The organism is Streptomyces omiyaensis (genome assembly GCF_014650895.1).
Lineage (GTDB): Bacteria > Actinomycetota > Actinomycetes > Streptomycetales > Streptomycetaceae > Streptomyces > Streptomyces omiyaensis.
The window spans coordinates 251327-277783 of sequence record NZ_BMVV01000003.1 but is presented as its reverse complement, the minus strand read 5'-3'; the positions used below and the strand labels follow the sequence as shown (position 1 = coordinate 277783).

Here is a 26457-nt window from a genome sequence, read left to right as displayed (position 1 = left end):
GGCGGGATCCGGAAGGGACGGCCTGGACCCGGCCCTCCGGGCGGGACGTGGGTCGCCCGGAAGGAAAGGACGGAGGTCCCGCCGGGCGGGACCTCCGTCCTGGGGCGCGCGAGGGTCAGAAGACCGACTCGGCCTCCCGCATCCGGTCCTCGGGGACCGTCTTGAGCCGGGTGACGGCCTCGGCCAGCGGGACCATCTTCACGTCGGTGCCGCGCAGCGCGGTCATGTTGCCGAACTCGCCGCGGTGCACGGCCTCCACCGCGTGCCAGCCGAAGCGGGTGGCGAGGACGCGGTCGTACGCGGTGGGGGTGCCGCCGCGCTGGACGTGGCCGAGGATGACCGGGCGGGCCTCCTTGCCGAGGCGCCGCTCCAGCTCGTAGGCGAGGGCGGTGCCGATGCCCTGGAAGCGCTCGTGGCCGAACTGGTCGATCTCGCCCTTGCCGTAGTCCATGGTGCCGGCGAGGGGGTGGGCGCCCTCGGCGACGCAGATGACGGCGAACTTCTTGCCCCGGGCGAAGCGCTCCTCGACCATCTTGACCAGCTGGGCCGGGTCGAAGGGCCGCTCGGGCAGGCAGATGCCGTGGGCGCCGCCGGCCATGCCGGACTCCAGGGCGATCCAGCCGGCGTGACGGCCCATCACCTCGACGACCATGACGCGCTGGTGGGACTCGGCGGTGGTCTTCAGCCGGTCCATGGCCTCGGTGGCGACGCCGACGGCGGTGTCGAAACCGAAGGTGCGGTCGGTGGAGGAGATGTCGTTGTCGATGGTCTTGGGGACGCCGACGACGGGCACGCCCGCGTCGGAGAGCATCCGGGCGGCCGTCAGGGTGCCCTCTCCGCCGATCGGGATGAGGGCGTCGAAGCCGCTCTTCTCGACGAGCGCCTTGGCGTTGTCGCAGGCGGCGGCGAAGCGGGCGCGCTCCAGGCGGGAGGAGCCGAGGATGGTGCCGCCGCGGGCCAGGATGCCGCTGACGGCGTTGAGGTCGAGGGGGCGGTAGCGCCCGTCGAGGAGCCCGGCGTAGCCGTCCTCGAAGCCGATCACCTCGTCCCCGTAATTGGTCACGGCCCGGTGGACGACCGACCGGATCACTGCGTTCAGGCCGGGGCAGTCGCCGCCTGCGGTGAGAACTCCGATACGCATCGTGCTGTGTCTCCTGCTCGGTCGCGGTCCGTTTGAGCCGTTTCGATTCTCACACGCCCGGTGCGTCCGGGGCGTTCGCCACTGCTCCGCGCGTGCCGGGAGCGGGTCCGTCCGGGGGTCTTTCGTCCCGTGGGGCAGGCCCTTCGTACAGCGGGCGACCTACCCAGGTGCGAGGGTATTGTCAAGGGGGTAATGCCGCCCTATCGGCTTCTTTTCGAGGCCGGGGGGTTGACGCAGGGCGAGGGCCGGGCCCGAGGAAGGGCCGGGCCCTCACGCAGGACGGCCCTTCCACGGGACGGGCCCCTTCCGCAGGACTGGACAGGAGACCACGGCGTGACGCGCAGTGTGTACGTGACCGGGATCGACCGCGGGGACGGCCGCCAGGTCGTCGAGCTGGGAGTCATGGAACTCCTCACCCGACAGGTGGACCGGGTGGGGGTGTTCCGGCCGCTGGTGCACGACGGTCCCGACCGCCTCTTCGACCTGCTGCGCGCCCGCTACCGGCTGACGCAGGACCCCTCGACGGTCTACGGCATGGACTACCACGAGGCCTCCGCGCTCCAGGCCGAGCAGGGCACCGACGAACTCCTCTCCCGGCTGGTCGACCGCTTCCACGCCGTCGCCCGCGACTACGAGGTCGTCCTCGTCCTGGGCACCGACTTCGCCGGCACCCAGGTCCCCGACGAGCTCGCCCTCAACGCCCGCCTGGCCAACGAGTTCGGCGCCTCCGTCATCCCGGTGGTCGGCGGCAAGGGCCAGTCGGCCGAGTCCGTCCGGTCCGAGGCCCGCAACGCCTTCCGCGCCTACGACGGCCTCGGCTGCGACGTCCTCGCGATGGTCGTCAACCGGGTCGCGGCCGAGGACCGCGAGGTCATCGCCGACCGGCTGGCCGCCCGGCTGCCCGTCCCCTGCTACGTCCTCCCGGACGAGCCCGCGCTCGCCGCGCCGACCGTCGCCCAGATCACCCACGCCCTCGGCGCCACCGTCGTCCTCGGCGACGACGCCGGGCTCGCCCGCGACGCCCTGGACTTCGTCTTCGGCGGCGCGATGCTGCCGAACTTCCTCGACGCGCTGACCCCCGGCTGCCTGGTCGTCACCCCCGGGGACCGCGCCGACCTGGTCGTCGGCGCGCTCGCCGCCCACTCGGCCGGTACGCCCCCGATCGCGGGCGTCCTGCTCACCCTGGACGAGCGGCCCAGCGACGCGGTCCTCACCCTGGCGGCCCGGCTCGCCCCCGGCACCCCGGTGATCTCCGTCCCCGGCAACAGCTTCCCCACCGCCGCCGAACTCTTCGCCCTGGAGGGCAAGCTGAACGCGGCCACCCCGCGCAAGGCGGAGACCGCGCTCGGCCTCTTCGAGCGGCACGTGGACACCGCCGGCCTGCTGGGGCGGATCTCGGTGGCGCCCAGCGGACGGGTCACCCCGATGATGTTCGAGCACGAGCTGCTCGAACAGGCCCGGGCCGACCGGCGCCGGGTGGTGCTGCCCGAGGGCGCCGAGGAGCGGGTGCTGCGCGCCGCCGACGTGCTGCTCCGCCGGGACGTCTGCGACCTCACCCTGCTGGGCGACGTCGAGGCCATCCGCAAGAAGGCCGCCGACCTGAGCGTCGACCTGCGCGGGACCCAGCTGATCGACCCGCAGACCTCCGAGCTGCGGGACGCCTTCGCCGAGAAGTACGCGGCGCTGCGCGCCCACAAGGGCGTCACCGTGGAGCTCGCCTACGACGTGGTCGCCGACGTGAACTACTTCGGCACCCTGATGGTCCAGGAGGGCCTCGCCGACGGCATGGTCTCCGGCTCCGTCCACTCCACCGCCGCGACCATCCGCCCCGCCTTCGAGATCATCAAGACCAAGCCGGACGCCTCGATCGTCTCCTCGGTCTTCTTCATGTGCCTCGCCGACAAGGTGCTGGTCTACGGCGACTGCGCGGTCAACCCGGACCCGAACGCCGAGCAGCTCGCGGACATCGCCGTGCAGTCGGCGGCCACCGCGGCCCGCTTCGGCGTCGAGCCGCGGATCGCGATGCTCTCGTACTCCACCGGCACCTCCGGCTCCGGCGCCGACGTCGACAAGGTCCGCGAGGCCACCAAGCTGGTCCGCGAGGCCCACCCGGGGCTGCGCATCGAGGGCCCGATCCAGTACGACGCGGCCGTGGAGCCCTCCGTGGCGGCGACCAAGCTGCCGGAATCGGAGGTGGCCGGCCAGGCCACCGTGCTGATCTTCCCGGACCTCAACACCGGCAACAACACCTACAAGGCGGTCCAGCGCTCGGCCGGCGCCGTCGCCGTCGGCCCGGTCCTCCAGGGCCTGCGCAAGCCGGTGAACGACCTCTCGCGCGGCGCCCTCGTCAGCGACATCGTCAACACGGTCGCCATCACCGCGATCCAGTCCCAGGTCCCGGCCGGGGCCGCCGACGCCCAGGAGCCCACCGCATGAGCACCACCCCGACCCGCGTCCTCGTCCTCAACTCCGGCTCCTCGTCGGTGAAGTACCAGCTGCTCGACATGGCCGACGGCAGCCGGCTCGCCCAGGGGCTGGTCGAGCGGATCGGCGAGGACACCTCGCGGCTCGCCCACAGCCCGCTCCACGGCGGCGGGGGCGAGACCCGCGAGCGGACCGGCCCGATCCCCGACCACGCGGCGGCCCTGAAGGCGGTCGCCGAGGAGCTGGCGGTCGACGGGCTCGGCCTGGACTCCCCCGAACTGGCCGCGATCGGGCACCGGGTGGTCCACGGCGGGCTGCGCTTCACCCGGCCGACCGTCGTCGACGACGAGGTGCTCGCCGAGATCGAGCGCCTGGTGCCGGTGGCGCCGCTGCACAACCCGGCGAACCTGCTCGGCATCCGCACCGCGCAGGCGCTCCGCCCCGACCTGCCGCAGGTCGCGGTCTTCGACACCGCCTTCCACACCACGATGCCGGAGGCGGCCGCCCGTTACGCCATCGACGTGGAGACCGCCGACGCGCACCGGATCCGCCGCTACGGCTTCCACGGCACCTCGCACGCGTACGTCTCCCGCGAGACGGCGCGGCTGCTCGGCAAGGAGCCCGAGGAGGTGAACGTGATCGTGCTCCACCTCGGCAACGGCGCCTCCGCCTCGGCGGTGCGCGGCGGCCGCTGCGTGGACACCTCCATGGGCCTCACCCCGCTGGAGGGCCTGGTCATGGGCACCCGCTCCGGCGACGTCGACCCCGCGGTCACCTTCCACCTCAAGCGGGTGGCGGGCATGTCCGCCGACGAGATCGACGTGCTGCTGAACAAGCGGTCGGGACTGGTCGGGCTCTGCGGCGACAACGACATGCGGGAGATCCGGCGCCGGGTCGACGAGGGCGACGAGCGGGCCGCGCTCGCCTTCGACGTCTACATCCACCGCCTGAAGAAGTACATCGGCGCCTACTACGCGGTCCTCGGCCGGGTCGACGCGGTCGTCTTCACCGCCGGCGTGGGCGAGAACGCGGCGCCGGTGCGGGAGGCGGCGATCGCCGGACTGGAGGAGCTGGGGCTCGCCGTGGACGCCGACCTCAACGCCGTGCGGTCCGGCGAACCGCGGGTGATCTCGCCCGACTACGCCCGGGTGGCGGTGGCCGTCGTGCCCACCGACGAGGAGCTGGAGATCGCCCGTCAGACCTTCGCCCTGACGGCCGGAGAAGTGAACGCCTGAGCGAGCCCGCGCCCATTTGTACTTTCCACCAGCCGGAATATTCCGCAGTGAAACAAACCGATAGGATCCGCCTCATGCGCCGTTCCAAAATCGTCTGCACACTGGGCCCCGCCGTCGACTCGTACGAGCAGCTGAAGGCTCTCATCGAGGCCGGTATGAACGTGGCCCGTTTCAACATGAGCCACGGGACCCAGGCAGAGCACCAGGAGCGGTACGACCGTCTCCGCAAGGCCTCCGCCGACACCGGCCGCGCCGTCGGCGTGCTGGCCGACCTCCAGGGTCCCAAGATCCGTCTGGAGACCTTCGCCGAGGGTCCGGTCGAACTGGTCCGCGGGGACGAGTTCGTCATCACCACCGACGACGTCCCCGGTGACAAGTCCATCTGCGGCACCACCTACAAGGGCCTCCCGGGCGACGTCTCCAAGGGCGACCAGGTCCTCATCAACGACGGCAACGTCGAGCTGCGGGTCGTCGAGGTCGAGGGCCCCCGGGTCAAGACCGTCGTCATCGAGGGCGGCGTGATCTCCGACCACAAGGGCATCAACCTGCCCGGTGCGGCGGTCAACGTCCCGGCCCTCTCCGAGAAGGACGTCGAGGACCTCCGCTTCGCCCTCCGGATGGGCTGCGACATGGTCGCCCTCTCCTTCGTCCGCGACGCCGCCGACGTCAAGGACGTCCACAAGGTGATGGACGAGGAGGGCCGCCGGGTCCCCGTCATCGCCAAGGTCGAGAAGCCGCAGGCCGTCGAGAACATGGCGGAGGTCGTCGCCGCCTTCGACGCCGTCATGGTGGCCCGCGGCGACCTCGCCGTCGAGTACCCGCTGGAGCGGGTGCCGATGGTGCAGAAGCGCCTCGTCGAGATGTGCCGCCGCAACGCCAAGCCGGTCATCGTCGCCACCCAGATGATGGAGTCGATGATCACCAACTCCCGGCCGACCCGCGCCGAGGCGAGCGACGTCGCCAACGCCATCCTGGACGGCGCGGACGCGGTCATGCTCTCCGCCGAGTCCTCGGTCGGCGCCTACCCGATCGAGACCGTCAAGACGATGTCGAAGATCGTCGCCGCGGCCGAGGAGGAGCTCCTCTCCAAGGGCCTCCAGCCCCTCGTCCCCGGCAAGAAGCCGCGCACCCAGGGCGGCTCCGTCGCCCGCGCGGCCTGCGAGATCGCCGACTTCCTCGACGGCAAGGCGCTGATCGCCTTCACCCAGTCCGGGGACACCGCCCGGCGCCTCTCGCGCTACCGCACCCAGCAGCCGATCCTCGCCTTCACCACGGACGAGGGCACCCGCAACCAGCTCACCCTGAGCTGGGGCGTCGAGTCCTTCCTGGTCCCCTTCGTCGACAACACCGACGCGATGGTCGACCTCGTCGACGCCGAGCTGCTCAAGCTCCAGCGCCACAACGCGGGCGACACCATGGTCATCACCGCCGGATCGCCCCCCGGCGTCCCCGGCACCACCAACATGGTCCGCGTCCACCACCTCGGCGGCGGCGAGCACGCCTGACCCGCCCGCACGGCACCATGACGAAGCCCCCGTCCGGATCGGACGGGGGCTTCGCCACGCGGGGCGGGATCAGACCGGCTCGATGGTGTTGCGCAGGCCCTCGACCGCGAGGGTGCCGCCGAACTGGCCGGCCTGCTTGAGCTTCACCTGGGTGAAGAAGACCGCCGGGAGGTCCAGCGGCGGGGGCGACTCGGGACCGAAGGTGATCGGGATGATGCCGAGGAGGTTGCCCTTCAGCTCCTCCGTGTACATCGTCACCGTGCCGCCGGTGATGGTCGACGTCGAGCCCTTGTCGGAGCGGACGTGGCCCTCGTACCCCTCGGAGTGCTCCGTGATCTGGTGCAGGTCCTTGATCCCGACGTAGGTCGCCGTGAACTTGAGGACCTTCTTGACCTTGCCGCCGTAGGTCTTCACCTCGACGATGCCGTGGTACTCCAGGCCGCTGAGCGTGAGCCGCGAGGACTCCAGGCGCCACGGCTCGTCCGGCAGCAGCGGGATGCCGGGCTCGACCTCGGCGGCGGCGAGGGCCGCGTCGTCGCGCTCGGGGCACGGGAAGCGGGGCTTGGCGCCGTCGGGTATGTCGGTGTCCGGCTTGGCCTCCAGGCCCTGGGCGCTCTCGGGGAGCTCCTGGACCTCGACGCCGGCCTTCTCCGCGGCCTCCTTGATGGCGGCCTTGGTCTCGTCGGCCTTCTCGTCGGCCTTCTCGTCCGCGGTCCCGCCCGTCCCGGCGGGCGCCTCGGTGGCCGGCGCCCGGGTCGCCGGGGCGTCGTCGGCCGTGGCCGCCTCCTGCCTCGGGGCGGCCGTCGTCGCCGACGGGGTCGGCGCCGGGGTCGCGGTGGCCGACGGGGTCGCCGTGGCCTCCTGCTTCGGGGCGAGCCCGTCGAAGAAGTCCTTGAGCGCGTCGCCGACGCCCAGCGGGTCGAGCGGGTCGACCGACTTCGTGGGGGTGGGGGTGGCCGTCGGCGCGGCGGCGGGCGCCGCCTGCTGCTCCACGGCCTGCGCCCCGCCCCGGGCGGTGGTCGCGGTCGGCTCCGGGGTCGCCGTGGCGCCGGGCGTGGCGGTCGCGGACGGGGTCGCCGTCGGCTCTCCGGTCGGCTCGGCCGGCTTCGTGGCCGTCGCCGTGGGCTCCGGCTTCGCGGTCTCGGTGGCCTTCGCCGTGGGCGTGGCCGTCGTCTCCTCCGCCACCGGCTCGTCGGAGCGGGTCACACAGGGGCCGGGCGCGAAGGGGATGTCCTTCTCGTCGGCCAGCGCGGGACTGGGCGCGAGGCCCATGCCCATGAGCACCGCGGTCGGCATGGCGGCGAGCGCCATCGCCTTGCCCGCGGGACCCTGGATCCTGTTCAGCAGCGTCTTGCGAGGGGCCGCGTGCCGCGGCCCGCTCCTCGCGACAGTCGGCTGGGTGTCGTCACCCCGCACTGTTCCTCCCGCCGTTGGCGTCGGTCGTCGTGTCGGTGGCCGGTCCGTGCGCCTGCTCGGGGACACCGGCCGCCATCACGGTCTGGGCCTCGGAGGCGTCCACGGTCTTCTCGAAGGTCACCGGCTCACCGTGGTGCTCCGCGTCGTCGGTCTCCTCGACCGGCGGGGCGGGTGCCCAGGCCGCGGACATGCCGCCGCCGACGAGGGCGAACAAGAACCCGATGACGAGACCGCCGAAGTTCGACACGGGGATGGAGACCAGGCCCAGCACGATCGCCGCGATGCCGGCGAAGACCCGGACGACGGGCTGGAACCACATCGTCAGGCCGAGCGTGAAGAGCAGGACGCCGATGATCAGGGCGCCGGCGCCGGCGGTCGTGGCCATGGCCAGGGTGATGTTGCCGAGCCGCACGTCCCCGTAGGGGAGGTAGGCGATCGGCACGCTGGCGATGATGGTGAACAGTCCCGCCCAGAAGGGCCGGGTCTGCCGCCAGACCTTGAACCGGTTCTCCTTCTTGGGGACTTCGCGGGAGGCAGGGGTCTCGGCGCTCATGGAAACAGCTCCCTGGAAGCGGTGTTGCTGAGAAAGGTGGAGAGGGCGGGGCCGGGCCCCGGAGCGGGTGCGGGCCGCCGGAACGGCCCGCACCCTGAGGGGTCGCGTCAGCCCGCGAAGCACTCCTTGGAGGTGCCCCGGTGCAGGGACAGCTTCAGGTCGGGGAGCTTGAAGGTGGCGGCCGTGGTGGCCCACGCCTTCTGCTTCACGTTGCTCAGCGTGGCGACGTCGGCGCGCTGGGAGAAGCCGTTCGGGTTGGCCTGGGTGTTGGGCTGGATGCCCTGGCCGCCTTCGTACCTCGGGAGCGAGCCGGCGGCGACACCGATGTCGATCTTCTCGAACTCGGCGTCGGCCTCCAGGTAGGAGACATCGAGGTAGATGTCCTTCGCCTGCACCTTGTCCGAGTCCTTGCCGGACTTGGCCGCGGCGCCACCCGCCTCCAGGCGGAGGGTGATGTCACCGAGACCCGGGACCGGGGTCACGACGGACTGGCACATGTTGGTGATCTTGGCCGTGTCGAAGCCGGAGACCGCGACCGGGGCGTGGAGCGGCGAGCCGTCCAGATTCTTGCCGTTCGCGATGCTGCCGTACTGGACGAACTCGGTGCCCTCGAGCTTGTCCGTCGTGACCTTGAACTCCTGGCCGGAGATCGCGAAGGACGCGGCGAGCGCGCCCTGCGCCAGGCCGACACCGATCGCGGCCGTGGCGGCCATGCTCGGGACCATGACGACGGCGAACCGCTTCCATCTGGTCCCGCCACGAACCTGGGACTTCATGAGAATCCTCCTTCTCGGACGTACATCTCCAAGAAGGGCCCGGGGCCCGTCCTGGGATGGGAGAAGAGCTACGTCCTCGGGAAGGAGAGCGCCGAGGCGTCAGGAGGCGCGAAGCGCGTCCGAATCACCGGCGATCACCCCCGAGCGACAACCATGTGCCGCGCGTGCGCACGGCCCGGTGGACAGGTCCTGCCCGGTGGGAGCAGGAACCCCCCTGTCCGATGACCGGCCGCCTGTGGCGCCGGTCCGCCCGGTGGGGACCCTCGCCGCGCTCCCAGGCGGTTGCCGGGGCGTGCGGTTCGGACCGAGCGTGGCCGATCGTGGTCCATTCACGGCGCCCGCACAAGGGGTTCATTACTCGCTAGTAACGGATGCGTGACCACGCCATGGCGTGATGCCGCCGCCCGGGTACGCAGGGTGGAGGCACGTGGTGCGGGAAATCCGCTTATGTGAGGGTGAACCCGGACAGACTCACGGGTTCGATTTACTGCAAGTAACAGCGGCCGCGTTTATCAAGATTTGGTAAAGCGCGGCCGCCACTTGTCACTCTGTCGCCAAAGAGCCGGGCGGTACGGCGGGGCACACCGCCCTGAGCAGGCGCTTAGCCCGCGAGCGGGAACACGGGGCTCAGAACAGCACGCGCGCCAGCGCCTGCCGGCCCGCGATCACCCGCGGGTCCTCCGGGCCGATCACCTCGAACAGCTCCAGGAGCCGCAGCCGCGCGGCGTCCCGGTCCTCGCCGAAGGTCCGGCGCACGGTCTCCACGAGCCGCCCGAAGGCGTCCTGCACGTGACCGCCCACCAGGTCCAGATCGGCGGCGGCGATCTGCGCGGCGACGTCCGCCGGGTCGTCCGCCGCGCTCTTGCGCACCGCCTGCGGGTCCATGCCCTGCACCCGGCTGAGCAGATCGGCCTGGGCGAGGCCCAGCTTCGCCTCGGGATGCTCGGGGTCGTCGGCCAGCACGTTCCTGTACGCCTGCACCGCACCGGCCAGGTCGCCCGCGTCCAGCGCGGACATGGCCGCCTCCAGGAGCGCGTCGTACGGACCGGCGGCCGGCCGCGCGGGCGCGGAGCCGTCCGCGTCCCGGTCGACGGCGAGACCGGTGAGGCCGAAGCGCTCCTCGCCCACCTGGATCAGCTGGTCGAGGGTCTCGCGGATCTGCGCCTCCGGCACCGCCCCCTGGAAGAGGGGGAGCGCCTGACCGGCGACGACCGCGAAAACGGCCGGAATTCCCTGGATGCCGAACTGCTGCATCAGCATCTGGTTGGCGTCGACGTCGATCTTCGCGAGCAGGAAGCGGCCGTCGTACTCCACGGCCAACCGCTCCAGGAGCGGGCCCAGCTGCTTGCAGGGCTCGCACCACTCGGCCCAGAAGTCGAGGACGACCGGGACCTCGGCGGAACGCTGGAGCACGTCGCGCTCGAAGCCCGCCTCGTCGACGTCGATCACGAGGGCGGAGGGCGGCACCGCCGCGGGGCCGCCGTGCCGGGCGGCCTCGGCGCGCGCCTGCTCCGCCTTCGCCTTGGCCTCTCCGGCCGCCTTCACCGCGGCGAGGTCGACGACGCCGCTCATGGACATGTTTCGGGGCTGCATGAGTACATCCTCCCCCCTCCGCGCACCGATCCGGTAAGCCGTGGCCGAACAGCGCCCTCCGCCGAGGGCGCTCTCCCTGCGCCGGGTCCCCACCCGGCGTTCCTGCGTGGTTGTCGCTCGGGCCGCTCAAAGCCTTTCGCTACGGGTCGTAGCGTAATGGCCCCGGCCCGGCCGGAGGGGGCTCCATCCCGTGAACTGCCTCACATCGCGCTCCTCTGGCGCCGTACCTACCGGCGGGTATGGTCGTCGTCCATGTCATGCAAGTCCGGCCACCCCACCCCCCGCGCCCCCCGCGCCGGCCGCCCCCGCTCCACCGAGGCCGACGAGGCCATCCTGGAGGCGACCCGCGCGGCCCTGGTGGAACTGGGCTGGTCCAAGCTCACCATGGGCGACGTCGCCACCCGGGCCGGAGTCGCCAAGACCACCCTGTACCGCCGCTGGGGCAACAAGAACGAACTGGTCGTCGACGCCGTCGCGGTCCTCTTCGACGAACTCGAACTGCCCGACCTGGGTTCCCTCCAGGCCGACATCGAGCACGTCGTCCTGCAGTTCGCGGCCCTCCTGGAGCGGCCCGAGACCAAGACCGCGCTGATGGCCGTGGTCGCCGAGTCGACCCGGGACGCCCCGCTGCGCGAGCGGATCCGCACCTCGATCGTGGAGCGCCAGAAGCGGCTGGTGCTCGACGGCCGGCGGCGGGCGCAGGAGCGCGGCGAACTGCCCGCGGAGCGCGACCCGGTCGCCGTGGACGCCGTCGACGACCTCATCTTCGACGTGGTCGCGGGCGCCGTGGTGCACCGCGCGCTGGTGAGCGCCGAGCCGGTCGACGCCGCCTGGGTCGGCCGCCTCTCGGCGCTGCTGGTCGGCGGCCTGGGGGGCCTCGCCTCGCTCGGCTGACGGCACGGACACGGCGCGGGGGCCGGTACGGACGTCCGTACCGGCCCCCGCGCGCGTCCCGCGGCGGCTCAGAAGCCCGCGGGCTCCACGTAGACGCCCCACTCCTCGCGGAGCACGTCGCAGATCTCGCCGAGGGTGGCCTCGGCGCGGACCGCGTCGAGCATCGGCGGGATCATGTTGGAGCCGTCCCGGGCGGCGGCCAGCATGGCGTCGAGGGAGGCGCGGACCTTCGCCTCGTCGCGCCGCCCCTTGCGCTCGCCGAGGACCCGGACCTGCTCCCACTCGACCTCGTGGCTGACCCGCAGGATCTCCAGGTCGCCGGTGACCGAGCCGTGGTGGACGTTGACGCCGACGACCCGCTTCTCGCCCTTCTCCAGGGACTGCTGGTAGCGGAAGGCGGACTCGGCGATCTCGCCGGTGAACCAGCCGTCCTCGATGCCGCGCAGGATGCCGGAGGTGATCGGGCCGATCGGGTGCTTCCCGTCCGGGTGGGCGCGCAGACCGCGCTCCTTGATCTGGTCGAAGATCTTCTCGGCGTCGGCCTCGATCCGGTCGGTGAGCTGCTCGACGTACCAGGAACCGCCCAGCGGGTCGGCGACGTTGGCGACGCCGGTCTCCTCCATGAGCACCTGCTGGGTGCGCAGCGCGATCTCGGCGGCCTGCTCGCTGGGGAGGGCGAGGGTCTCGTCGAGGGCGTTGGTGTGGAGGGAGTTGGTGCCGCCGAGGACGGCGGAGAGGGCCTCCACGGCCGTGCGGACCACGTTGTTGTAGGGCTGCTGGGCGGTGAGCGAGACGCCGGCGGTCTGGGTGTGGAAGCGGAGCCACTGCGCCTTGTCGGTCTTCGCCCCGTACACCTCCTTCATCCAGCGGGCCCAGATCCGGCGGGCGGCGCGGAACTTGGCGATCTCCTCGAAGAAGTCGAGGTGGGCGTCGAAGAAGAAGGAGAGGCCGGGCGCGAAGACGTCCACGTCGAGGCCGCGGCTCAGTCCCAGCTCGACGTAGCCGAAGCCGTCGGCGAGGGTGTACGCCAGCTCCTGCGCGGCCGTCGCCCCGGCCTCGCGGATGTGGTAGCCGGAGACGGAGAGCGGCTTGTACGCGGGGATGCCGGCGGCGCAGTGCTCCATCAGGTCGCCGATGAGGCGCAGGTGCGGCTCGGGCGGGAAGAGCCACTCCTTCTGCGCGATGTACTCCTTGAAGATGTCGGTCTGGAGCGTGCCGTTGAGCACCGCCGGATCGACGCCCTGGCGCTCGGCGGCGACCAGGTACATGCAGAAGACGGGGACGGCGGGGCCGGAGATCGTCATCGACGTGGTGACGTCGCCGAGCGGGATGTCCTTGAAGAGGACCTCCATGTCGGCGGCGGAGTCGATGGCGACGCCGCAGTGGCCGACCTCGCCCAGCGAGCGGGGGTCGTCGGAGTCGCGGCCCATGAGGGTCGGCATGTCGAAGGCGACCGAGAGCCCGCCGCCGCCGGCGGCGAGGATCATCTTGTACCGCTCGTTGGTCTGCTCGGCGTTGCCGAAGCCGGCGAACTGGCGGATGGTCCAGGTGCGGCCCCGGTAGCCGGTGGGGTGCAGTCCCCGGGTGAAGGGGTACTCGCCCGGCCAGCCGATGCGCTCGAACCCCTCGTAGGAGTCGCCGGGCCGGGGCCCGTAGACGGGCTCGACCGGGTCCCCGGAGAGCGTGGTGAAGTCGGCGTCGCGCTTGCGGGCCTTGTCGTAACGGGCCTGCCAGCGACGGCGGCCTTCCTCGATGGCGTCAGCGTCCATGCCTTCGAATTTACTAGGACGTCCTAGTAAATGTCGATGACAAACCCCCGCACATCTGCGCGGGGGCGGGGGTCAGGCCCGGGCGGGAACCGGCTGCGCGCCGCTGAGCAGCGGCTTCACCTCGGCGGCGACCTTGCGCTCGACGAAGAAGGCGGCGAGGGGAATCGTGCCGGAGAGCAGGATCCACACGATCTTGCCGAAGGACCAGCGGGCCTTGGAACCCAGGTCGAAGGCGAAGACGAGGTAGATGATGTACAGGACACCGTGGGTCTGGGAGACCGCGAAGGTCAGGTCCTCGCCGGTGTCGAAGCCGTACTTGGCGACCATGCACCCGCAGAGAATCAGGAGCATGACGGCGGTCACGTACGCCATGACGCGGTAGCGGGTCAGCACGCTGGATTTCATGCCGCCGAGCGTAACCGCCCGTTCCGGGGCGATCTTCGCCGGGGTCAGCCCTCGTCGAAATCGTGCGCGGAGACCCGCAGCGGGCGCAGCAGGGCGAAGATCTCCGCGCACTCCTCGGAGTCGTAGGCGCCCAGGCCGAAGTCCATCTCCATCAGGTCGCGGGTGGCGGACTCGACCACCTCGCGGCCCTTGTCGGTGATGGAGGCGAGGGTGCCGCGCCCGTCGTTGGGGTTGGGGCGCTTGTCGACGAGGCCGGACCTCACCAGGCGGTCCACCGTGTTCGTCACCGAAGTGGGGTGGACCATCAGCCGCTCGCCGATCTTCGACATCGGCAGCTCGCCCGCCTTGGAGAAGGTGAGCAGCACCAGGGCCTCGTAGCGGGCGAAGGTCAGGCCGTACGGCTTGACCACGGCGTCGACCTCGGCCAGGAGGATCTGGTGGGCGCGCATGATCGAGGTGATCGCGGCCATCGAGGGGACCGGGCCCCAGCGCTTCTGCCAGAGTTCGTCGGCGCGGGCGATGGGGTCGAAGGGGAGACTGAGCGGCTTCGGCACGCGTCGACCTTACCGACTGGTCATATGCCGGTCAGCTCCGTCTCACCTTTCGGCCGGAAGCCGCTCGCCCGGAGCTCGGCCAGGAGCAGGGCGACGCAGAGCACGGCCAGGACGCCCGCGCCGGCCACCACCGCGTGGACGGGGAGGAACTCGGCCGCGAGCCCGGCGCCGGCCATGCCGAGGCCCTGGACGGTCATCATGCCCGCCGTCATCAGGGTCATCGCCCTCCCCCGGCGCCCTTCCGGGACGGCGGCGACGAACCAGGCGTCGAGGCCCAGGGTGTACGCCCCGGCCGCGCCGGCCAGGACCAGCGCGAGCGCGGCGGGGGCGACGCCGGGGCGCAGGGCGTAGAGGAGGAAGGGCAGGAAGCCGGCGAGGAGGAGCGGGGCGACGAGCCGGGAGCGGACGGCGGGGCCGAGGAGGGAACCGGCCAGCAGCTCGCCGGCGACGGTGCCCAGGGGCATGGCGCACATGAGGAGGCCGAGCGCGGCGGTGGAGGCGCCCAGGTCGCCCGCGTACGGGGTGGCGAGGGCCTCGGGGACGACGACGAAGAACGGCGGCACCCAGAAGAGCAGCATCAGGGCCCGCACCCGGCGGTCGCGGAGCACGCCCCAGGTCGCCCCGAGCCCCTCGCGCGCCTCGGGGGCGCGGGCGGGGCGGGCGGCGGTGCCGAGGCGCAGGAGGAGGGCGGAGAGGAGGAAGGTGCCGGCGGTGAGGGCGATGGCGCCGCGCGCGGGGACGAGGGTGAGGAGGACGCCGCCGAGGCCGAAGCCGGCGAGGAGGGAGGACTGGGCGACGATCCGCAGGAGCGAGCGGCCGAGGACGAAGAGGTCGCCCTCGCCGAGGACGTCGGCGAGGGTCGCCATCCGGGTGCCCTGGAAGACGGGCGCGACGGCGGCGACGGCGCAGCGCAGGGCGAGCAGCGCGGCGACCGGGGTCGCGGGCACCACCATGAGCGCGACGCAGCCCGCGCAGACGAGGTCGCAGACGACGAGGACCCGGCGGGGCGGATACCGGTCGGCGAGCCCGGCGAGCAGGGTCCCGCCGAGGAGGTGGGGGACGAAGCCGACGGCGAAGGTGAGGGAGGAGAGCAGCGGGGAGCGGGTCAGGTCGTACACGAGCACGGTGAGCGCGATCTCGCTGACGACGAGGCCGAGGATCGAGAGGAGGTGCGCCGCGAAGACCCACCGGAACTCCCGGACCCGCAGGACGTCGAGGTAACCGGCGGGGGCCGCGGGGATCGCCGGGGCCGCCGGGGCCGCCGGGGCCGCCGGGGCCGCCGGGACCTCGGAGACCTGAGGGGCCGCGGGGGCCGGAAAGACCTCGGAGACCGGAGGGAGCTTGGAGACCGGAGGGGCTGGAGGGACGGCAGAGAAGGCCGGGGGTCCGGGTACGGCGGAGGCCGGAGGCGTGGGCGCGGCCGGGGGTGCGGGGACGGCGGCGGGGGGCCGGGGTGCGGGGGCGGAGGGCGGTTCGGCGGTGTCGGTGGTGTCGGTGGTCCCGGGGGTGTCGGTCGGGGGCATGGCGGCAGCGTGCGGGCGGGGCCGCGGCCGGCCCTAGACTTTCGGCTCCAGCCGAATCTCTCGCCGCCGACCGGGGGTCCTGTGCCGTACCACCTGCTCTTCGGGGAGGCCGACGCGCTGCGGATCCGGTTCGCGGTGTCGCCGCTGTGGGAGACGCAGGCGGCGGTGCGGGTGCTGGCGCGGCCCCGGCAGCAGGGGTACCACCTGCCGTGGCTGCGGCGGATCGCCACGGCGGCGCGGGAGCTGGAGCTGGCGCCGCTCCGGCTGCTGATGCCGGAGCGGGGGCATTCGCCGGACTTCCTGTACCCGCCCCCGCTGGGGCCCGCCGCGTCCTTCGAGGACGAGCTGGCGGCCGTGCGGGCGGTCGACCCGGCGGTCGCGGCGCCGGACATCGCGCGGGCGCTGGCCTGCACGCCGGGGGCGGCGCGGAGCGCCGGGGGGCGCCGGCTGCTGGCCGATCCCGCCGCCGCGGTGGCGCGGCTGGCCGATCTGCTCGAAGCGGCCTGGGAGGCGCTGGTCGCGCCGGAGTGGCCGCGGCTGCGGGCGCTGCTCGAAGCGGACGTGGCCCACCACTCGCGGCGGCTCGCGGACGGCGGGCTGGAGCGGCTGCTGGGCGAGCTGCACCCGTCGTTCTCCTGGGACCCGGAGGCGGCGGTGCTGGAGGTGCGGGGCTATCGCGGGGAGCACGTGCGGGCGCTGGGCGGCCGGGGCCTGGTGCTGATGCCGTCGGTGTTCATCTGGCCGGAGGTGGTGAGCGGCTTCGAGGAGCCGTGGCAGCCGACGGTGGTGTACCCGGTGCGCGGGATCGGCGGGCTGTGGACGGAGCCCCGGGAGCGGACGCCCGAGGCGCTCGCCCGGCTCCTCGGCCCCGTGCGGGCGGACGTCCTGTGCGCGCTCGCCGAGCCGATGGGGACGACGGCGCTGGCCCATCTCCTCGGCCGGGCGCCGTCGTCCGTCTCCTCGCACCTGTCGGTGCTGCGGGAGGCGGGGCTGCTGACCTCGCGGCGCTACGGCCACCAGGTGCTCTACGAGCGGACGCCGCTGGGGATCGCGGTGTCGCAGCCGGACGCCGGATGACCGTCATGTCACGATGGCGCGGTCCGTCCCGTTCCGCGGGCGGACCCACGCCCGCACTCCCCTCGTCGCCGACCCTGGGGGCCGGATGTCCCGCCGTACCACCGCCACCGCCACGATCGCCCTGCTCGGCGCGCTGCTGCTGACCGCGGGCGGCTGTTCCTCCGGCGGGCCCGCGCCCTCCCCGGTCGGCCCGCCCGCCGGGACGACGGGCGGGCCCCCCGCGCCGACCGGCGGCTCGCCGTTCTGGGTGGACCCGGAGAGCGACGCGGCGAAGCAGGTGCGGCGGTACGAGGCGCAGGGCCGCACCGAGGACGCCCGGGTGCTGAAGCGGATCTCGGAGCGGCCGGTCGCGGAGTGGCCCGCCGGGGACGACCCGGTGCCGGAGATCCTGCGGGCGGTGCGCGGGGCGACGGCCGAGGACCGGACGGCGGTCTTCGTGGCGTACAACATCCCGCACCGGGACTGCGGCATGTACTCGGCGGGCGGGGCGCACGACGCGCAGGCGTACCGGGCGTGGGTGGACTCCTTCGCCTCGGCGATCGGGGACGCCTCGGCGGTGGTGGTGCTGGAGCCGGACGCGGTGCCGCACATGGCGGACGGCTGCACCCCGGCGCAGTACCACGAGGAGCGTTCGGCGCTGCTCGCGGAGGCGATCGAGCGGCTGAAGCGGCAGCCGAGGACCCGGGTCTACCTGGACGCGGGGAACCCGGCGTGGATCGACGACCCGGGGAAGCTGGTGGAGCCGCTGCGGCGGGCGGGGGTCGCCCGCGCGGACGGCTTCTCGCTGAACGTGTCGAACTTCCAGACCACCGCGACGGTGCGGGACTTCGGGGCGACGCTGTCGGGGCTGCTCGGCGGGATGCACTTCACCGTCGACACGAGCCGGAACGGCGCCGGCCCCCTCCCGGGGGACCGGGCGGAGGCCTGGTGCAATCCGCCGGGCCGGTCGCTCGGCGTGCCGCCGACGGACCGGACCGGGGACGCGCTGGTGGACGCGTACCTGTGGATCAAGCGGCCGGGGGACTCGGACGGGCAGTGCCGGGGCGGCCCGTCCGCGGGGACCTGGTGGCCGGAGTACGCGCTGGGACTGGCCCGCCGCGCGGAGTCCTGACCTCCCGCCGGCCCGCCCCGGCCCGGTCCACCCGGCCCGCCCCGCTCCGTCTCACTCCGTGCCGCCCGCCGGCCGCCCCTCCTCCCCCTTCACCTGGATCCACGTGGCCTCGGAGGGGATGCCGGCGTCGTCGGTGACGAAGAGCATGTACCAGCCCGGCGGGACCAGGGTGCGGTCCCCGGGGGCGTCGACGGTGACGGTGAGCCCGTCCCGGCTCTTCGTCAGCCCCAGCTCCACCGAGCGCTGTTCGACGTCGGTGGTGTGGGTGACGGCGCTGGGCCGCATCAGGCGGGCCTTGGCGATCCGGCCGGCGTCCTTGGTCCTGAAGGTGGCGCGGCCGTTCCGGTCGAGCTCGCGCGGACCCTCGCCGAGGGCCGGACGGTCGGCGCCGGCCCTGTGGAGGTAGGGCGGGGTGAAGACCTCGATGCTCTGCTCGAAGGTGCCGAGCTTGGTGTTGTCCTTGTCGTCGAAGAGCGGGTCGGAGCCGAAGGTGGCGACCCGGCCGTCGGGCAGCAGCAGCGCCTCCGAGTGGTAGTTGCGGCCGACGGTGGGGTCGGCGGCGGCCGCGAAGGCGTTGGCGGCGGGGTCGTAGAACTGCGCCTTCAGGATGTCGCTGCCGCTGCGGCCGCGGTAGTCGCGGGAGCCGCCGGTGGTGAAGACGGTGTCGTCGGGGAGCAGGACGCTGCTGAGGTAGCGGGTGCCCTGCGGGAGGGCGGGGCCGTCCTCGAAGGTCGGGCTGTCGGCGTTCAGGTCGACGATGGAGGTGCGGGCGGTGGACTTGGCGGACTCGCCGACGCCGCCGCCGCCGAGGACCATCACCTTCTGGGCCTGCGCCGGCGGCAGGATCAGGGAGGCGGAGGTCTCCAGCTGGTCGGGGTCGCTGAGGCCGGGCAGGGCGGTGAACCGGTTGGTCTTCAGGTCCCACAGGCCCGGGACGCGGCCCTTGTCGGCGGGGCCGTAGCCGGCGTTGGAGCCGGTGTAGAGGAGCTTGCCGCCCTTGGTGAGGAAGAGCGAGGGGTAGGTGGGGAAGTAGCGGAAGGGGCCCTTGGTCCACTTCTTGGTCTCGGGGTCGTAGATCTCGTTGTCGCCGGGGACGACGTCGCCGACGTCGTTGAGCCCGGAGACGGCGAGGACCTTGCCGTCCTGGAGGCCGACCAGGGTGGGGTACCAGCGGGCGTCCTTCATGGGGGCAACCGGGATGTACCTCTCCGCCACGGGGTCGAACTCGTAGGCGGCCCTGATGCCCTGGAAGTCCTGCTTCTCGGTGGTGAGCTTCTGGGCGAGGCCGTAGACGTTGTCGGCCTGCTCGCCCTCGAGGCCGACGACCTCGTACTGCGCGGCCTCGGTCGTGAGGCCCTGCGGCCCCTCCTCGACGGCCTCGACGAAGACCCGGGCCTCGGCCGCGGTCACCTTCGTCTTCCACGGCTTCATCTGGCCGCTCTTGAAGTACGAGATCTCGAACTCGCGCTTCGCCTTGGGGACGGTGACGTCGGTGGTGGTGACGTACTCGACCCCGGACGGGGAGCGGAAGAGGGTGCCCTTCTTCAGCGTCACGGCCTTGTCGGGGCTCTCGTTCTTGACCCGCATCCCACCGCCGGCCTTCTTCACCCCGCCGTCGAGGACCTCGTAGCGGGCGGTGCCGCCGGCCACCAGGAGCCGTCCGTCGGGGAGCTGGCTGTGCCCGGCGCAGAAGAAGTCCTCGGGGGTGGGGATCTTCTTGAAGGTGTTCTTCACCGGGTCCCACAGGACGGTGTCGAAGGTGCCGGCGTCGAAGTTCTCCTGGTCGTTGCCGGAGCCGGCGATCAGCAGCACCTTGCCGGTGCGCAGCAGGGCCGCGTGGATGGCGTTGATCCGGGCCCCGTCGGGGACGGAGACGGCGCCCCAGGAGCCGTACTTCTTCTTGTAGCCGGGCTGAGCGATCTTGTAGGCGTGGTACTTCGCCGAGGCGAAGGAGACGGCGGCGGGCGCGTTGAGCGCCGCGAGGACGAGGACGGCGCCGCTGCCGAGCAGGGTCTTCTTGAACTTCCTGGACGGCCGGTAGGCCATGGCTCAGTTCCCTCCGGTCGTCGTGGGCGCGGTGGTCGCGGGCGGGTGCGGGGGCGGCGGCGGGAGCTGCGGCAGCGGTGGTACGGCGCGCAGTTCGATGCCCTGCCGGGCGAGGGCGAGACGGCGGTCCCGGGTGCGGGCGCGGGCCCGGTCGCGGACCGTGCGGCCCCGCCGGGCGCGCAGCGAGGTCCAGGCCCACACGCCGATCGGCGCGAGCGCGACGAGGAGGGCGAGGACCGCCCAGGTGCGCATGGCCGCGTGGGTGTGGTCGAAGCGGACCGAGGCCACCAGGGAGGCGACGAGGACGGCCGCCCAGAAGAGGTGGATCCGGAAGGTGAGGACCCGGTCGGGGCTGGTGGCGCCGCCCTTGGGGGTGACGACGAAGCGGCCGCGGGTGCGCAGCAGCGCGGAGCCGAGGGAGGTGAGGTAGATGGGCGCGGAGAGCGCGGACATCGCCATGCCGGCGAGGCCGCCGGAGCCCTCGGGTTCGTGCGGGGAGACGTTGTGGCGGCGGTTCCAGAGGTAGAGGCCGATCTGGAGGGCGACGGCGTCGCTGTAGATCATGAGCCAGACCTGGGAGGAGACCTGGGTGCCGGAGGCGCCGAGCCACAGGTAGAGGACGCAGCTGAGGATGCCGAGCAGCCAGTTGACGGCCGTCATGGGGTAGTAGACGAGCATGAGCGTGTAGTTGAGGAGGCGGCCGGGCGGCATGCTGAACGGCGCCTTCCAGTACTGCCTGACGATCGTCTCGTAGGTGCCCCGGGACCAGCGGAGCTGCTGGGTGAAGAAGTCGGTCCAGGACTCCGGGCCCTCGCCGACGGCGAGGACGTCGGGGGTGTAGACGGAGCGCCAGCGGCGGCCGGTGACCGGGTTCTTGCGGCGGTGCAGCTCGAAGCCGGTGGCCATGTCCTCGGTGACGGAGTCGTACAGGCCCCCGATCTGCCGGAGGGCGGCGATCCGGACGGCGTTGTTGGTGCCGACGAACATGGGGGCGCGGTAGCGGTTCCCGGCGCGCTGGATGAGGGCGTGGAAGAGGAACTGCTGGGACTCGGCGGCCTTGGTGACCGCGCCGGAGTAGTTGCCGTAGACCTGCGGGCCGACGACGAAGGCGACGTCGGGGTCGCGGAAGTAGCCGAGCATCCGCTCCAGGAAGTCGGGGAGCGGCACGTGGTCGGTGTCGACCGAGGCGAAGTAGTCGTACGCGCCGCCGTGCCGGGCGAGCCAGGCGTTGTAGTTGCCGTGCTTGGTCCTGGCCCGGTGCGGGCCCTTCCCGCGGTTCCACTCGGGGACGCCGGCCCGGGTGAAGTGGTGGACGCCGAGCTCGGCGCAGAGGGCCTTGGCCTCCTCGGAGTCCCCCTCGTCGAGGAGCCAGACGTGGAGGGTGCCGTCGTGGCGTACGCGGACGGCGGCCTCCAGGGTGCCGCGCACCATGGCCAGCGGTTCCTTGCCGGGCACGTGGGTGGTGAGGAAGGCGACCCGGGTGCCCCGCGCGGGACGGACCGGGACGGGGTCGCGGGCGACCATGGTGGCGTGGGCGATCGAGGTGACGTTCACCAGCATGAAGAGGCAGATGAGGCCGATCGACACGAGCATCACCGTGTCGTACGGCACCCGCCAGGTGTCGTCCCCCTCGCGGACGGTCCAGTGGGTGGGCCAGACCAGGTAGGCCAGCAGCACCGCGGAGAGCAGCGGCGCGAGGGCCATCAGCAGGACGGCTCGTATTCGGTGCGGCTCCTTGGAGAGCAGACTCGTGTACTGCACCTTGTACTCCGCCGTGCCCGGTTCCGTGAGGGGGCCCGCGAGCCGGCTGTAGGTGTCGTAGTCGTAGTCTCCCGGCCGCACGGTGCCTCCAGCTGGGGTCGATCGGGTCGATATCCCCACGTAAGGGGAGTTCGTCCGGCGTGTCGACTGGAGTGCTCCGAGTGAGGGTGCCCTACCGCCCGCGTCCACCCGATCGACGCAGCGTGTACGCGAGCGCCTTCCGCGCCACCGGGTTCAGCTCCTGCACGGCGGCGAGCAGCGCGCCGAGCTGTTCCAGCGCGGCGAGGGCCGCCCCGGCCCCGGCCGGGTCGACGCCCTCGTAGAGTTCGAGCCCGACGAAGGAGGCGGCGCCGGCCCGGGCCAGTCCGGCGGGGTCGGCGACGCCGTCCAGGGGGGTGCCGGCGAGCACCCGCCGGAGCACCGGCTCGATCTCCTCGATCCACAGGTCGAGCCCGGCGGCGGTGGCCGGGGCGAGCCGCGGGTGGGTCTGGGCGCCGGCGAGCAGCTGGGCGAGGACGGCGACGTGTCCGGCGTCCCGCTCCTCTTCGTGCATCCGGCGGCCGAAGGCGAGCAGTTCGTCGAGGCCGCCGACCGCCCGGAGCCGGTCGCGGTGGCGGGCCACCCGCTGCTCGGCCCCGCGGCGGCAGGCGGTGGCGAGGAGGTCGTCGACGGAGCCGAAGTGGTAGAAGACCAGCGCCTGGTTGACCCCGGCGGCGGCGGCGACGGACCGGGCGGAGGTCCCGGCGATCCCGTGCTCGGCGAGCGACCGCAGCGCCCCGTCGAGCAGCTTCTCGCGGGTCTCCCGTCCCTGCGCGTCGCGCGGGCGCGCCTCCCGGCCCCGGGCGCCCCGCGGCCGCTCCCCGCCCGCGCGCCCGCTCCCGTCCGCGCGCTCGTTCCCCGCCTCCGGTGCCTGCTGGTCCCGGCTCACACCCCGCCCCCTCCTCGCGTACGGGCCCCGCCCCGGCCCCTTCTCCGCGCGCGGCCCCGCCCCGGCGCGACGACGGCCGCCGCCGGCCCGGTGGCGCTCCCCCGCGGAGACACCGGTGCCGGCGGCGGCCGGTTCGGGAACGGGCCGTGGACGTGTCCCGGCCGCTCCCCCGTCTTGAGCAACTGCTCAAGGAGGACGTTAACCGATGTCGATCATTCGCTCAAAGCGCTGGTGGACGACGCGAGGAGCCCCCGGCCGCTGCCGGGGGCTCCAGGGTGCCGGGTCTCGGGGCGCCGGCTCAGCCGGCCAGGTGGCGCTCGACCGTCTCGACCTTGGCGGTGAGGCCGTCGGTGACCCCGGGCCGCACGTCCGCCTTGAGGACGAGGGAGACCCGCGGGGCGCGCGCCTCGACCGCGGCGACGGCCCGCTTCACCACGTCCATGACCTCGTCCCACTCCCCCTCGATGGACGTGAACATGGCGTCGGTGCGGTTCGGGAGGCCGGACTCGCGGACCACGCGGACGGCGTCGGCGACGTACTCGCCGACCTCCTCGCCCACGCCGAGCGGGGTGACCGAGAAGGCGACGATCATGCCTTCACCGCGCCCTCGGCGGCCTGCGCGCGGGAGGTGGCGACGGCCGCCTCGGCCTCGGCCTTCAGCTTGCGGTCGGCGTAGAAGCCGCCGAAGGGGATCACGGAGAGGGCGAAGTAGACCGCGGCGGTGACGAGGCTCCACTTGGCGCGGTTCCAGGCGTCCAGCCAGAAGAGCACGTACAGCACGAAGAGCACGCCGTGGACGGCGCCCATGACCGGCACCGCGTTGAAGTCCGTGGTCCGCTTGAGCACCGAGCAGACCAGCAGGAGCAGGAACGAGACGGCCTCGGGCGCGGAGACGAGCCGGAGCCGGTGGAGCGAGGAAGCGGTCTTGAGGTCCACGGAGGGGGTCACCTTCGATTCGAGCCGACGGGAGCGGCTGCCTGGCGCGATCTTGTGAACGGATGCACAAGGGGGGCGGGCTCCATTGTGCACGCCGACTTTGCAGTCCCTTTAACCGGGTCCCCGCTACCTTCGGCGCGTGGCTACGTTCCGACTCCAGGGCAGCAAGGTGCTCGCCGTGACGATGACCGGCGACGCCGTCAAGGCGAAGAACGGCTCGATGGTCGCCTACGACGGGCAGATGGCGTTCAAGAAGATGAGCGGCGGCGGGGAGGGCCTGCGCGGCATGGTCACCCGCCGCCTGACGGGCGAACAGATGGAGGTGATGGAGGTCAGGGGGCAGGGGACCTGCTGGTTCGCCGACCGGGCCTCCGAGATCAACCTCGTCCAGCTGCACGGCGACAAGCTGTGGGTGGAGGCGAGCAACCTGCTCTGCGCCGACGCCGGGCTGCGCACCGGCACCACCTTCACCGGGATGCGCGGCGGCGCGACCGGCAACGGCCTCTTCACCACCACGGTGGAGGGGACCGGGCAGGCGGCGATCCTGTCCGACGGCCCGGCGACGGTGCTCCGGGTGACCCCGCAGTACCCGCTCTCGGTCGACCCGGGCGCGTACGTCGCCCACCAGGGGAACCTCCAGCAGCACTTCCAGTCGGGTGTGACCTTCCGCACCCTGCTCGGCGAGGGCGGCGGCGAGGCCTTCCAGATCCGCTTCGAGGGCGACGGGCTGGTCTACGTGCAGCCGAGCGAGCGCAACACCATCGGGGGTGACGTCTGATGCCGTTCCGCGAGGTGAACTCGAAGATGATCGAGGCGACCGTGGTCCCGGGACAGCGGCTCTTCAGCCAGCGCGGCGCCATGCTCGCGTACCGCGGGGACGTCACGTTCACGCCGAACACGACGGGCGGCCAGGGCGGCCTGATGTCGATGATCGGCCGCCGGGTGGCCGGCGAGGCGACGCCGCTGATGACCGTCGAGGGCAGCGGCACGGTGATGTTCGGGCACGGCGGCCACCACATCCAGGTGGTCGCGCTGACCGGCGACACCCTCTACGTGGAGGCGGACCGGCTGCTCGCCTTCGACGGCACCCTGGAGCAGGGCACCATGTTCATGGGCTCGCAGGGCGGCGTCATGGGCATGGTGCGCGGCCAGGTGACCGGCCAGGGCCTCTTCACCACGACCCTGAGGGGCCACGGCTCGGTGGCGGTCATGGCGCACGGCGGGGTGATCGAGCTGCCGATCTCCCCGGGCCGTCCGGTCCACGTCGACCCGCAGGCGTACGTGGCCCACCACGGCGACGTCCGCAACAAGCTCTCCACCGCGCTGGGCTGGCGGGACATGGTGGGGCGCGGCTCGGGCGAGGCCTTCCAGCTGGAGCTGAGCGGCAGCGGTGCGGTGTACGTCCAGGCGTCGGAGGAGAAGCTGTGAGCACCCCTGTCATCCACGATCCGCAGACCCTGCCGTCGGACGACAACGTCAACGCGTACACCTTCTGCGTGGAGCTCAAGGGCGCCCCCTGGTTCCTGCAGAAGGGCAAGATGATCGCCTACTACGGGCGGATCGAGTTCAACGGGATCGGGCACGGGCGGCTCGACCGGCTGGTGCGGACCGCCTTCCACTCGCCGCTGCACGCGAGCGACTGGGTGGTGGCCGAGGGCTCGGGGAAGATGCTCCTCGCGGACCGGGCCTTCGACGTGAACTCGTACGACCTGGACGAGGGCAACCTGACGATCCGTTCCGGGAACCTGCTGGCCTACCAGCCGACGCTGGCGCTGAAGCAGTCGATCGTGCCGGGCTTCGTGACGCTGATCGGCACCGGTAAGTTCGTGGCCGCGTCGAACGGGCCGGTGGTCTTCATGGAGCCGCCGCTGCGGGTGGACCCGCAGGCGCTGGTGGGCTGGGCGGACTGCCCCTCCCCCTGTCACCATTACGACCACGCCTACCTGACGGGCGTGATGGGCGGGGTGCGGGCCCTGACCGGCATCGGCGGCTCCTCCGGCGAGGAGCACCAGTTCGAGTTCGTCGGCGCGGGGACGGTGCTGCTCCAGTCGACGGAGCTGCTGATGGCGGAGCGGAACACCGGGGCACCGCCGGCCCAGGCCGGAGTGCCGGGCGGGCATGGTCCGCACGGTTCCGGCCAGGCGGCGCAGGGGGCGGTACCGCGCCTTCCCGGCCAGCTCGGTGACCTGCAGCGGCGCTTCGGGCTGTGAGCGGTAGTCTGCGGAGCGTGACGCTTCGAACGGCCGCGCGGGGACCGCGGCCGGTCCGGCGGGTGCCGCGCGTCACTCCGCAGATTTCGTCAAGTATTCAACTTCTTAGGTAGAATCCACTCATGGACACCGAGACGGCCACACCCTGGCTCACCGACGCCGAGCAGTGCGCGTGGCGCACCTTCCTCGACGTCCAGCGAATGCTGACGCACCAGCTGGAGCGAGACCTCCAGCCCTTCGGTCTGACGATGAACGACTACGAGATCCTCGTCAACCTCTCGGAGTCCGCCGAGCACCGGCTCCGCATGAGCGACCTCGCGGCCGCCACCCTCCAGTCCAAGAGCCGCCTCTCCCACCAGATCACCCGGATGGAGAACGCCGGCCTGGTCCAGCGGGTGAACTGCGAGTCCGACCGGCGCGGCCTCTACGCGGTCCTCACCGACCAGGGCATGGAGACCATGCGCAAGGTCGCCCCGCACCACGTGGAGTCGGTCCGCGACCACTTCATCGACCGGCTCTCCCCCGAGGCGCTCGGCGACCTCCACGAGTCGCTCAAGCCGGTCGCCGAGCGGCTGCGCGGCAAGCGCGGCAAGCCGTGAC

24 protein-coding genes are annotated in these 26457 nt (G+C 72.6%); 10 read left to right on the top strand and 14 right to left on the bottom strand.

All coding sequences use genetic code 11. The annotated features are described in order from the left end of the window. Nucleotides 1–115: 115 nt before the first annotated feature. On the bottom strand, nt 116–1141 hold the full coding sequence (locus IE287_RS06855; protein ID WP_189847994.1) for a 6-phosphofructokinase: 1026 nt from the start codon (nt 1139–1141) through the stop codon (nt 116–118). A gap of 333 nt (nt 1142–1474) precedes the next feature. Here IE287_RS06855 and pta point away from each other — a divergent pair, with 333 nt between their 5' ends. From pta to pyk, 3 genes are all read left to right on the top strand, one after another. Further along, on the top strand, nt 1475–3577 hold the full coding sequence (pta, locus tag IE287_RS06850) for a phosphate acetyltransferase (protein WP_189847993.1): 2103 nt from the start codon (nt 1475–1477) through the stop codon (nt 3575–3577). Next, the gene (locus tag IE287_RS06845) at nt 3574–4800 is read left to right on the top strand and encodes an acetate kinase (protein ID WP_189847992.1); all 1227 of its coding nucleotides are present in this window, start codon (nt 3574–3576) and stop codon (nt 4798–4800) included. The genes pta and IE287_RS06845 overlap by 4 nt, the downstream gene beginning before the upstream one ends. 74 nt (nt 4801–4874) lie before the next feature. After that, a complete protein-coding gene (pyk, locus tag IE287_RS06840; protein WP_189847991.1) occupies nt 4875–6305 on the top strand; it encodes a pyruvate kinase in 1431 nt (476 codons plus the stop codon). A 69-nt stretch (nt 6306–6374) separates the two neighbouring features. Here pyk and IE287_RS06835 read toward each other — a convergent pair whose 3' ends face one another. From IE287_RS06835 to IE287_RS06820, 4 genes are all read right to left on the bottom strand, one after another. After that, entirely contained in the window at nt 6375–7721 is a 1347-nt protein-coding gene (locus IE287_RS06835) for a hypothetical protein (RefSeq protein WP_189847990.1), read from the bottom strand. Further along, nucleotides 7711–8274 carry a DUF6114 domain-containing protein gene (locus IE287_RS06830; protein ID WP_189847989.1) on the bottom strand — a complete coding sequence of 188 codons (564 nt, stop codon included), beginning with the start codon at nt 8272–8274 and terminating at the stop codon, nt 7711–7713. The genes IE287_RS06835 and IE287_RS06830 overlap by 11 nt, the downstream gene beginning before the upstream one ends. 107 nt (nt 8275–8381) lie before the next feature. Continuing rightward, nucleotides 8382–9050, bottom strand: coding sequence for a DUF6230 family protein (locus tag IE287_RS06825; RefSeq protein ID WP_189847988.1), 669 nt, complete (start codon nt 9048–9050; stop codon nt 8382–8384). Nucleotides 9051–9677: 627 nt separating this feature from the next. After that, the gene (locus IE287_RS06820; RefSeq protein WP_189847987.1) at nt 9678–10643 is read right to left on the bottom strand and encodes a tetratricopeptide repeat protein; all 966 of its coding nucleotides are present in this window, start codon (nt 10641–10643) and stop codon (nt 9678–9680) included. Nucleotides 10644–10895: 252 nt separating this feature from the next. Between IE287_RS06820 and IE287_RS06815 the strand changes: the two genes are divergently transcribed. After that, complete coding sequence (locus tag IE287_RS06815; protein ID WP_189847986.1) at nt 10896–11537, top strand: TetR/AcrR family transcriptional regulator; 642 nt, start codon at nt 10896–10898, stop codon at nt 11535–11537. Between the two features lie 68 nt (nt 11538–11605). Here IE287_RS06815 and icmA read toward each other — a convergent pair whose 3' ends face one another. From icmA to IE287_RS06795, 4 genes are all read right to left on the bottom strand, one after another. Continuing rightward, the gene (gene icmA / locus IE287_RS06810) at nt 11606–13306 is read right to left on the bottom strand and encodes a coenzyme B12-dependent isobutyryl-CoA mutase large subunit (protein ID WP_189847985.1); all 1701 of its coding nucleotides are present in this window, start codon (nt 13304–13306) and stop codon (nt 11606–11608) included. Nucleotides 13307–13378: 72 nt separating this feature from the next. Next, entirely contained in the window at nt 13379–13711 is a 333-nt protein-coding gene (locus tag IE287_RS06805; protein ID WP_189847984.1) for a DUF3817 domain-containing protein, read from the bottom strand. A 44-nt stretch (nt 13712–13755) separates the two neighbouring features. Beyond that, nucleotides 13756–14265, bottom strand: a complete 510-nt coding sequence (locus IE287_RS06800) for a MarR family winged helix-turn-helix transcriptional regulator (protein WP_189847983.1) — start codon at nt 14263–14265, stop codon at nt 13756–13758. Between the two features lie 20 nt (nt 14266–14285). Further along, nucleotides 14286–15788: an MFS transporter gene (locus IE287_RS06795; RefSeq protein WP_189847982.1), complete on the bottom strand. Its 1503-nt coding sequence runs from the start codon at nt 15786–15788 to the stop codon at nt 14286–14288. Between the two features lie 81 nt (nt 15789–15869). Between IE287_RS06795 and IE287_RS06790 the strand changes: the two genes are divergently transcribed. Beyond that, nucleotides 15870–16865: a DUF5937 family protein gene (locus IE287_RS06790; RefSeq protein WP_189847981.1), complete on the top strand. Its 996-nt coding sequence runs from the start codon at nt 15870–15872 to the stop codon at nt 16863–16865. 85 nt (nt 16866–16950) lie between these two features. Beyond that, nucleotides 16951–17976, top strand: a complete 1026-nt coding sequence (locus IE287_RS06785) for a glycoside hydrolase family 6 protein (RefSeq protein ID WP_189847980.1) — start codon at nt 16951–16953, stop codon at nt 17974–17976. Between the two features lie 51 nt (nt 17977–18027). Here the strand turns inward: IE287_RS06785 and glxA are convergent, their stop codons facing one another. The 5 genes from glxA to IE287_RS06760 all read right to left on the bottom strand — a co-directional run bounded on the left by glxA (nt 18028) and on the right by IE287_RS06760 (nt 23647). After that, nucleotides 18028–20022: a radical copper oxidase GlxA gene (glxA, locus tag IE287_RS06780; protein WP_189847979.1), complete on the bottom strand. Its 1995-nt coding sequence runs from the start codon at nt 20020–20022 to the stop codon at nt 18028–18030. A 3-nt stretch (nt 20023–20025) separates the two neighbouring features. Next, complete coding sequence (locus tag IE287_RS06775; protein ID WP_229883314.1) at nt 20026–21864, bottom strand: glycosyltransferase family 2 protein; 1839 nt, start codon at nt 21862–21864, stop codon at nt 20026–20028. Between the two features lie 91 nt (nt 21865–21955). Continuing rightward, complete coding sequence (locus IE287_RS06770) at nt 21956–22570, bottom strand: TetR/AcrR family transcriptional regulator (protein ID WP_229883340.1); 615 nt, start codon at nt 22568–22570, stop codon at nt 21956–21958. Between the two features lie 439 nt (nt 22571–23009). Beyond that, entirely contained in the window at nt 23010–23303 is a 294-nt protein-coding gene (locus IE287_RS06765) for an MTH1187 family thiamine-binding protein (RefSeq protein WP_189847976.1), read from the bottom strand. Then, nucleotides 23300–23647 (bottom strand): DUF3817 domain-containing protein, encoded by a 348-nt coding sequence (locus IE287_RS06760; RefSeq protein WP_189847975.1) that lies wholly within the window; start codon nt 23645–23647, stop codon nt 23300–23302. Before IE287_RS06760 ends, IE287_RS06765 begins: the two co-directional genes overlap by 4 nt. A gap of 139 nt (nt 23648–23786) precedes the next feature. On the opposite strand from IE287_RS06760, the gene IE287_RS06755 reads away from it, so the two are divergent. The 4 genes from IE287_RS06755 to IE287_RS06740 all read left to right on the top strand — a co-directional run bounded on the left by IE287_RS06755 (nt 23787) and on the right by IE287_RS06740 (nt 26456). Next, a complete protein-coding gene (locus IE287_RS06755) occupies nt 23787–24425 on the top strand; it encodes an AIM24 family protein (RefSeq protein WP_189847974.1) in 639 nt (212 codons plus the stop codon). Next, nucleotides 24425–25075, top strand: a complete 651-nt coding sequence (locus IE287_RS06750) for an AIM24 family protein (protein WP_189847973.1) — start codon at nt 24425–24427, stop codon at nt 25073–25075. The genes IE287_RS06755 and IE287_RS06750 overlap by 1 nt, the downstream gene beginning before the upstream one ends. Beyond that, nucleotides 25072–25857, top strand: a complete 786-nt coding sequence (locus tag IE287_RS06745) for an AIM24 family protein (RefSeq protein WP_189847972.1) — start codon at nt 25072–25074, stop codon at nt 25855–25857. Before IE287_RS06750 ends, IE287_RS06745 begins: the two co-directional genes overlap by 4 nt. Nucleotides 25858–25979: 122 nt before the next feature. Then, nucleotides 25980–26456, top strand: a complete 477-nt coding sequence (locus IE287_RS06740) for a MarR family winged helix-turn-helix transcriptional regulator (RefSeq protein WP_189847971.1) — start codon at nt 25980–25982, stop codon at nt 26454–26456. Nucleotide 26457: the final 1 nt, after the last annotated feature.

What these genes read in the sequence shown, in the direction of transcription:
- IE287_RS06855 (WP_189847994.1), bottom strand. Translation starts at nt 1,141, where the DNA reads ATGCGTATCGGAGTTCTCACCGCAGGCGGCGACTGCCCCGGCCTGAAC.
- IE287_RS06845 (WP_189847992.1), top strand. Translation starts at nt 3,574, where the DNA reads ATGAGCACCACCCCGACCCGCGTCCTCGTCCTCAACTCCGGCTCCTCG.
- pyk (WP_189847991.1), top strand. Translation starts at nt 4,875, where the DNA reads ATGCGCCGTTCCAAAATCGTCTGCACACTGGGCCCCGCCGTCGACTCG.
- IE287_RS06830 (WP_189847989.1), bottom strand. Translation starts at nt 8,274, where the DNA reads ATGAGCGCCGAGACCCCTGCCTCCCGCGAAGTCCCCAAGAAGGAGAAC.
- IE287_RS06825 (WP_189847988.1), bottom strand. Translation starts at nt 9,050, where the DNA reads ATGAAGTCCCAGGTTCGTGGCGGGACCAGATGGAAGCGGTTCGCCGTC.
- IE287_RS06820 (WP_189847987.1), bottom strand. Translation starts at nt 10,643, where the DNA reads ATGCAGCCCCGAAACATGTCCATGAGCGGCGTCGTCGACCTCGCCGCG.
- IE287_RS06815 (WP_189847986.1), top strand. Translation starts at nt 10,896, where the DNA reads ATGTCATGCAAGTCCGGCCACCCCACCCCCCGCGCCCCCCGCGCCGGC.
- icmA (WP_189847985.1), bottom strand. Translation starts at nt 13,306, where the DNA reads ATGGACGCTGACGCCATCGAGGAAGGCCGCCGTCGCTGGCAGGCCCGT.
- IE287_RS06805 (WP_189847984.1), bottom strand. Translation starts at nt 13,711, where the DNA reads ATGAAATCCAGCGTGCTGACCCGCTACCGCGTCATGGCGTACGTGACC.
- IE287_RS06795 (WP_189847982.1), bottom strand. Translation starts at nt 15,788, where the DNA reads ATGCCCCCGACCGACACCCCCGGGACCACCGACACCACCGACACCGCC.
- IE287_RS06785 (WP_189847980.1), top strand. Translation starts at nt 16,951, where the DNA reads ATGTCCCGCCGTACCACCGCCACCGCCACGATCGCCCTGCTCGGCGCG.
- glxA (WP_189847979.1), bottom strand. Translation starts at nt 20,022, where the DNA reads ATGGCCTACCGGCCGTCCAGGAAGTTCAAGAAGACCCTGCTCGGCAGC.
- IE287_RS06765 (WP_189847976.1), bottom strand. Translation starts at nt 23,303, where the DNA reads ATGATCGTCGCCTTCTCGGTCACCCCGCTCGGCGTGGGCGAGGAGGTC.
- IE287_RS06750 (WP_189847973.1), top strand. Translation starts at nt 24,425, where the DNA reads ATGCCGTTCCGCGAGGTGAACTCGAAGATGATCGAGGCGACCGTGGTC.
- IE287_RS06740 (WP_189847971.1), top strand. Translation starts at nt 25,980, where the DNA reads ATGGACACCGAGACGGCCACACCCTGGCTCACCGACGCCGAGCAGTGC.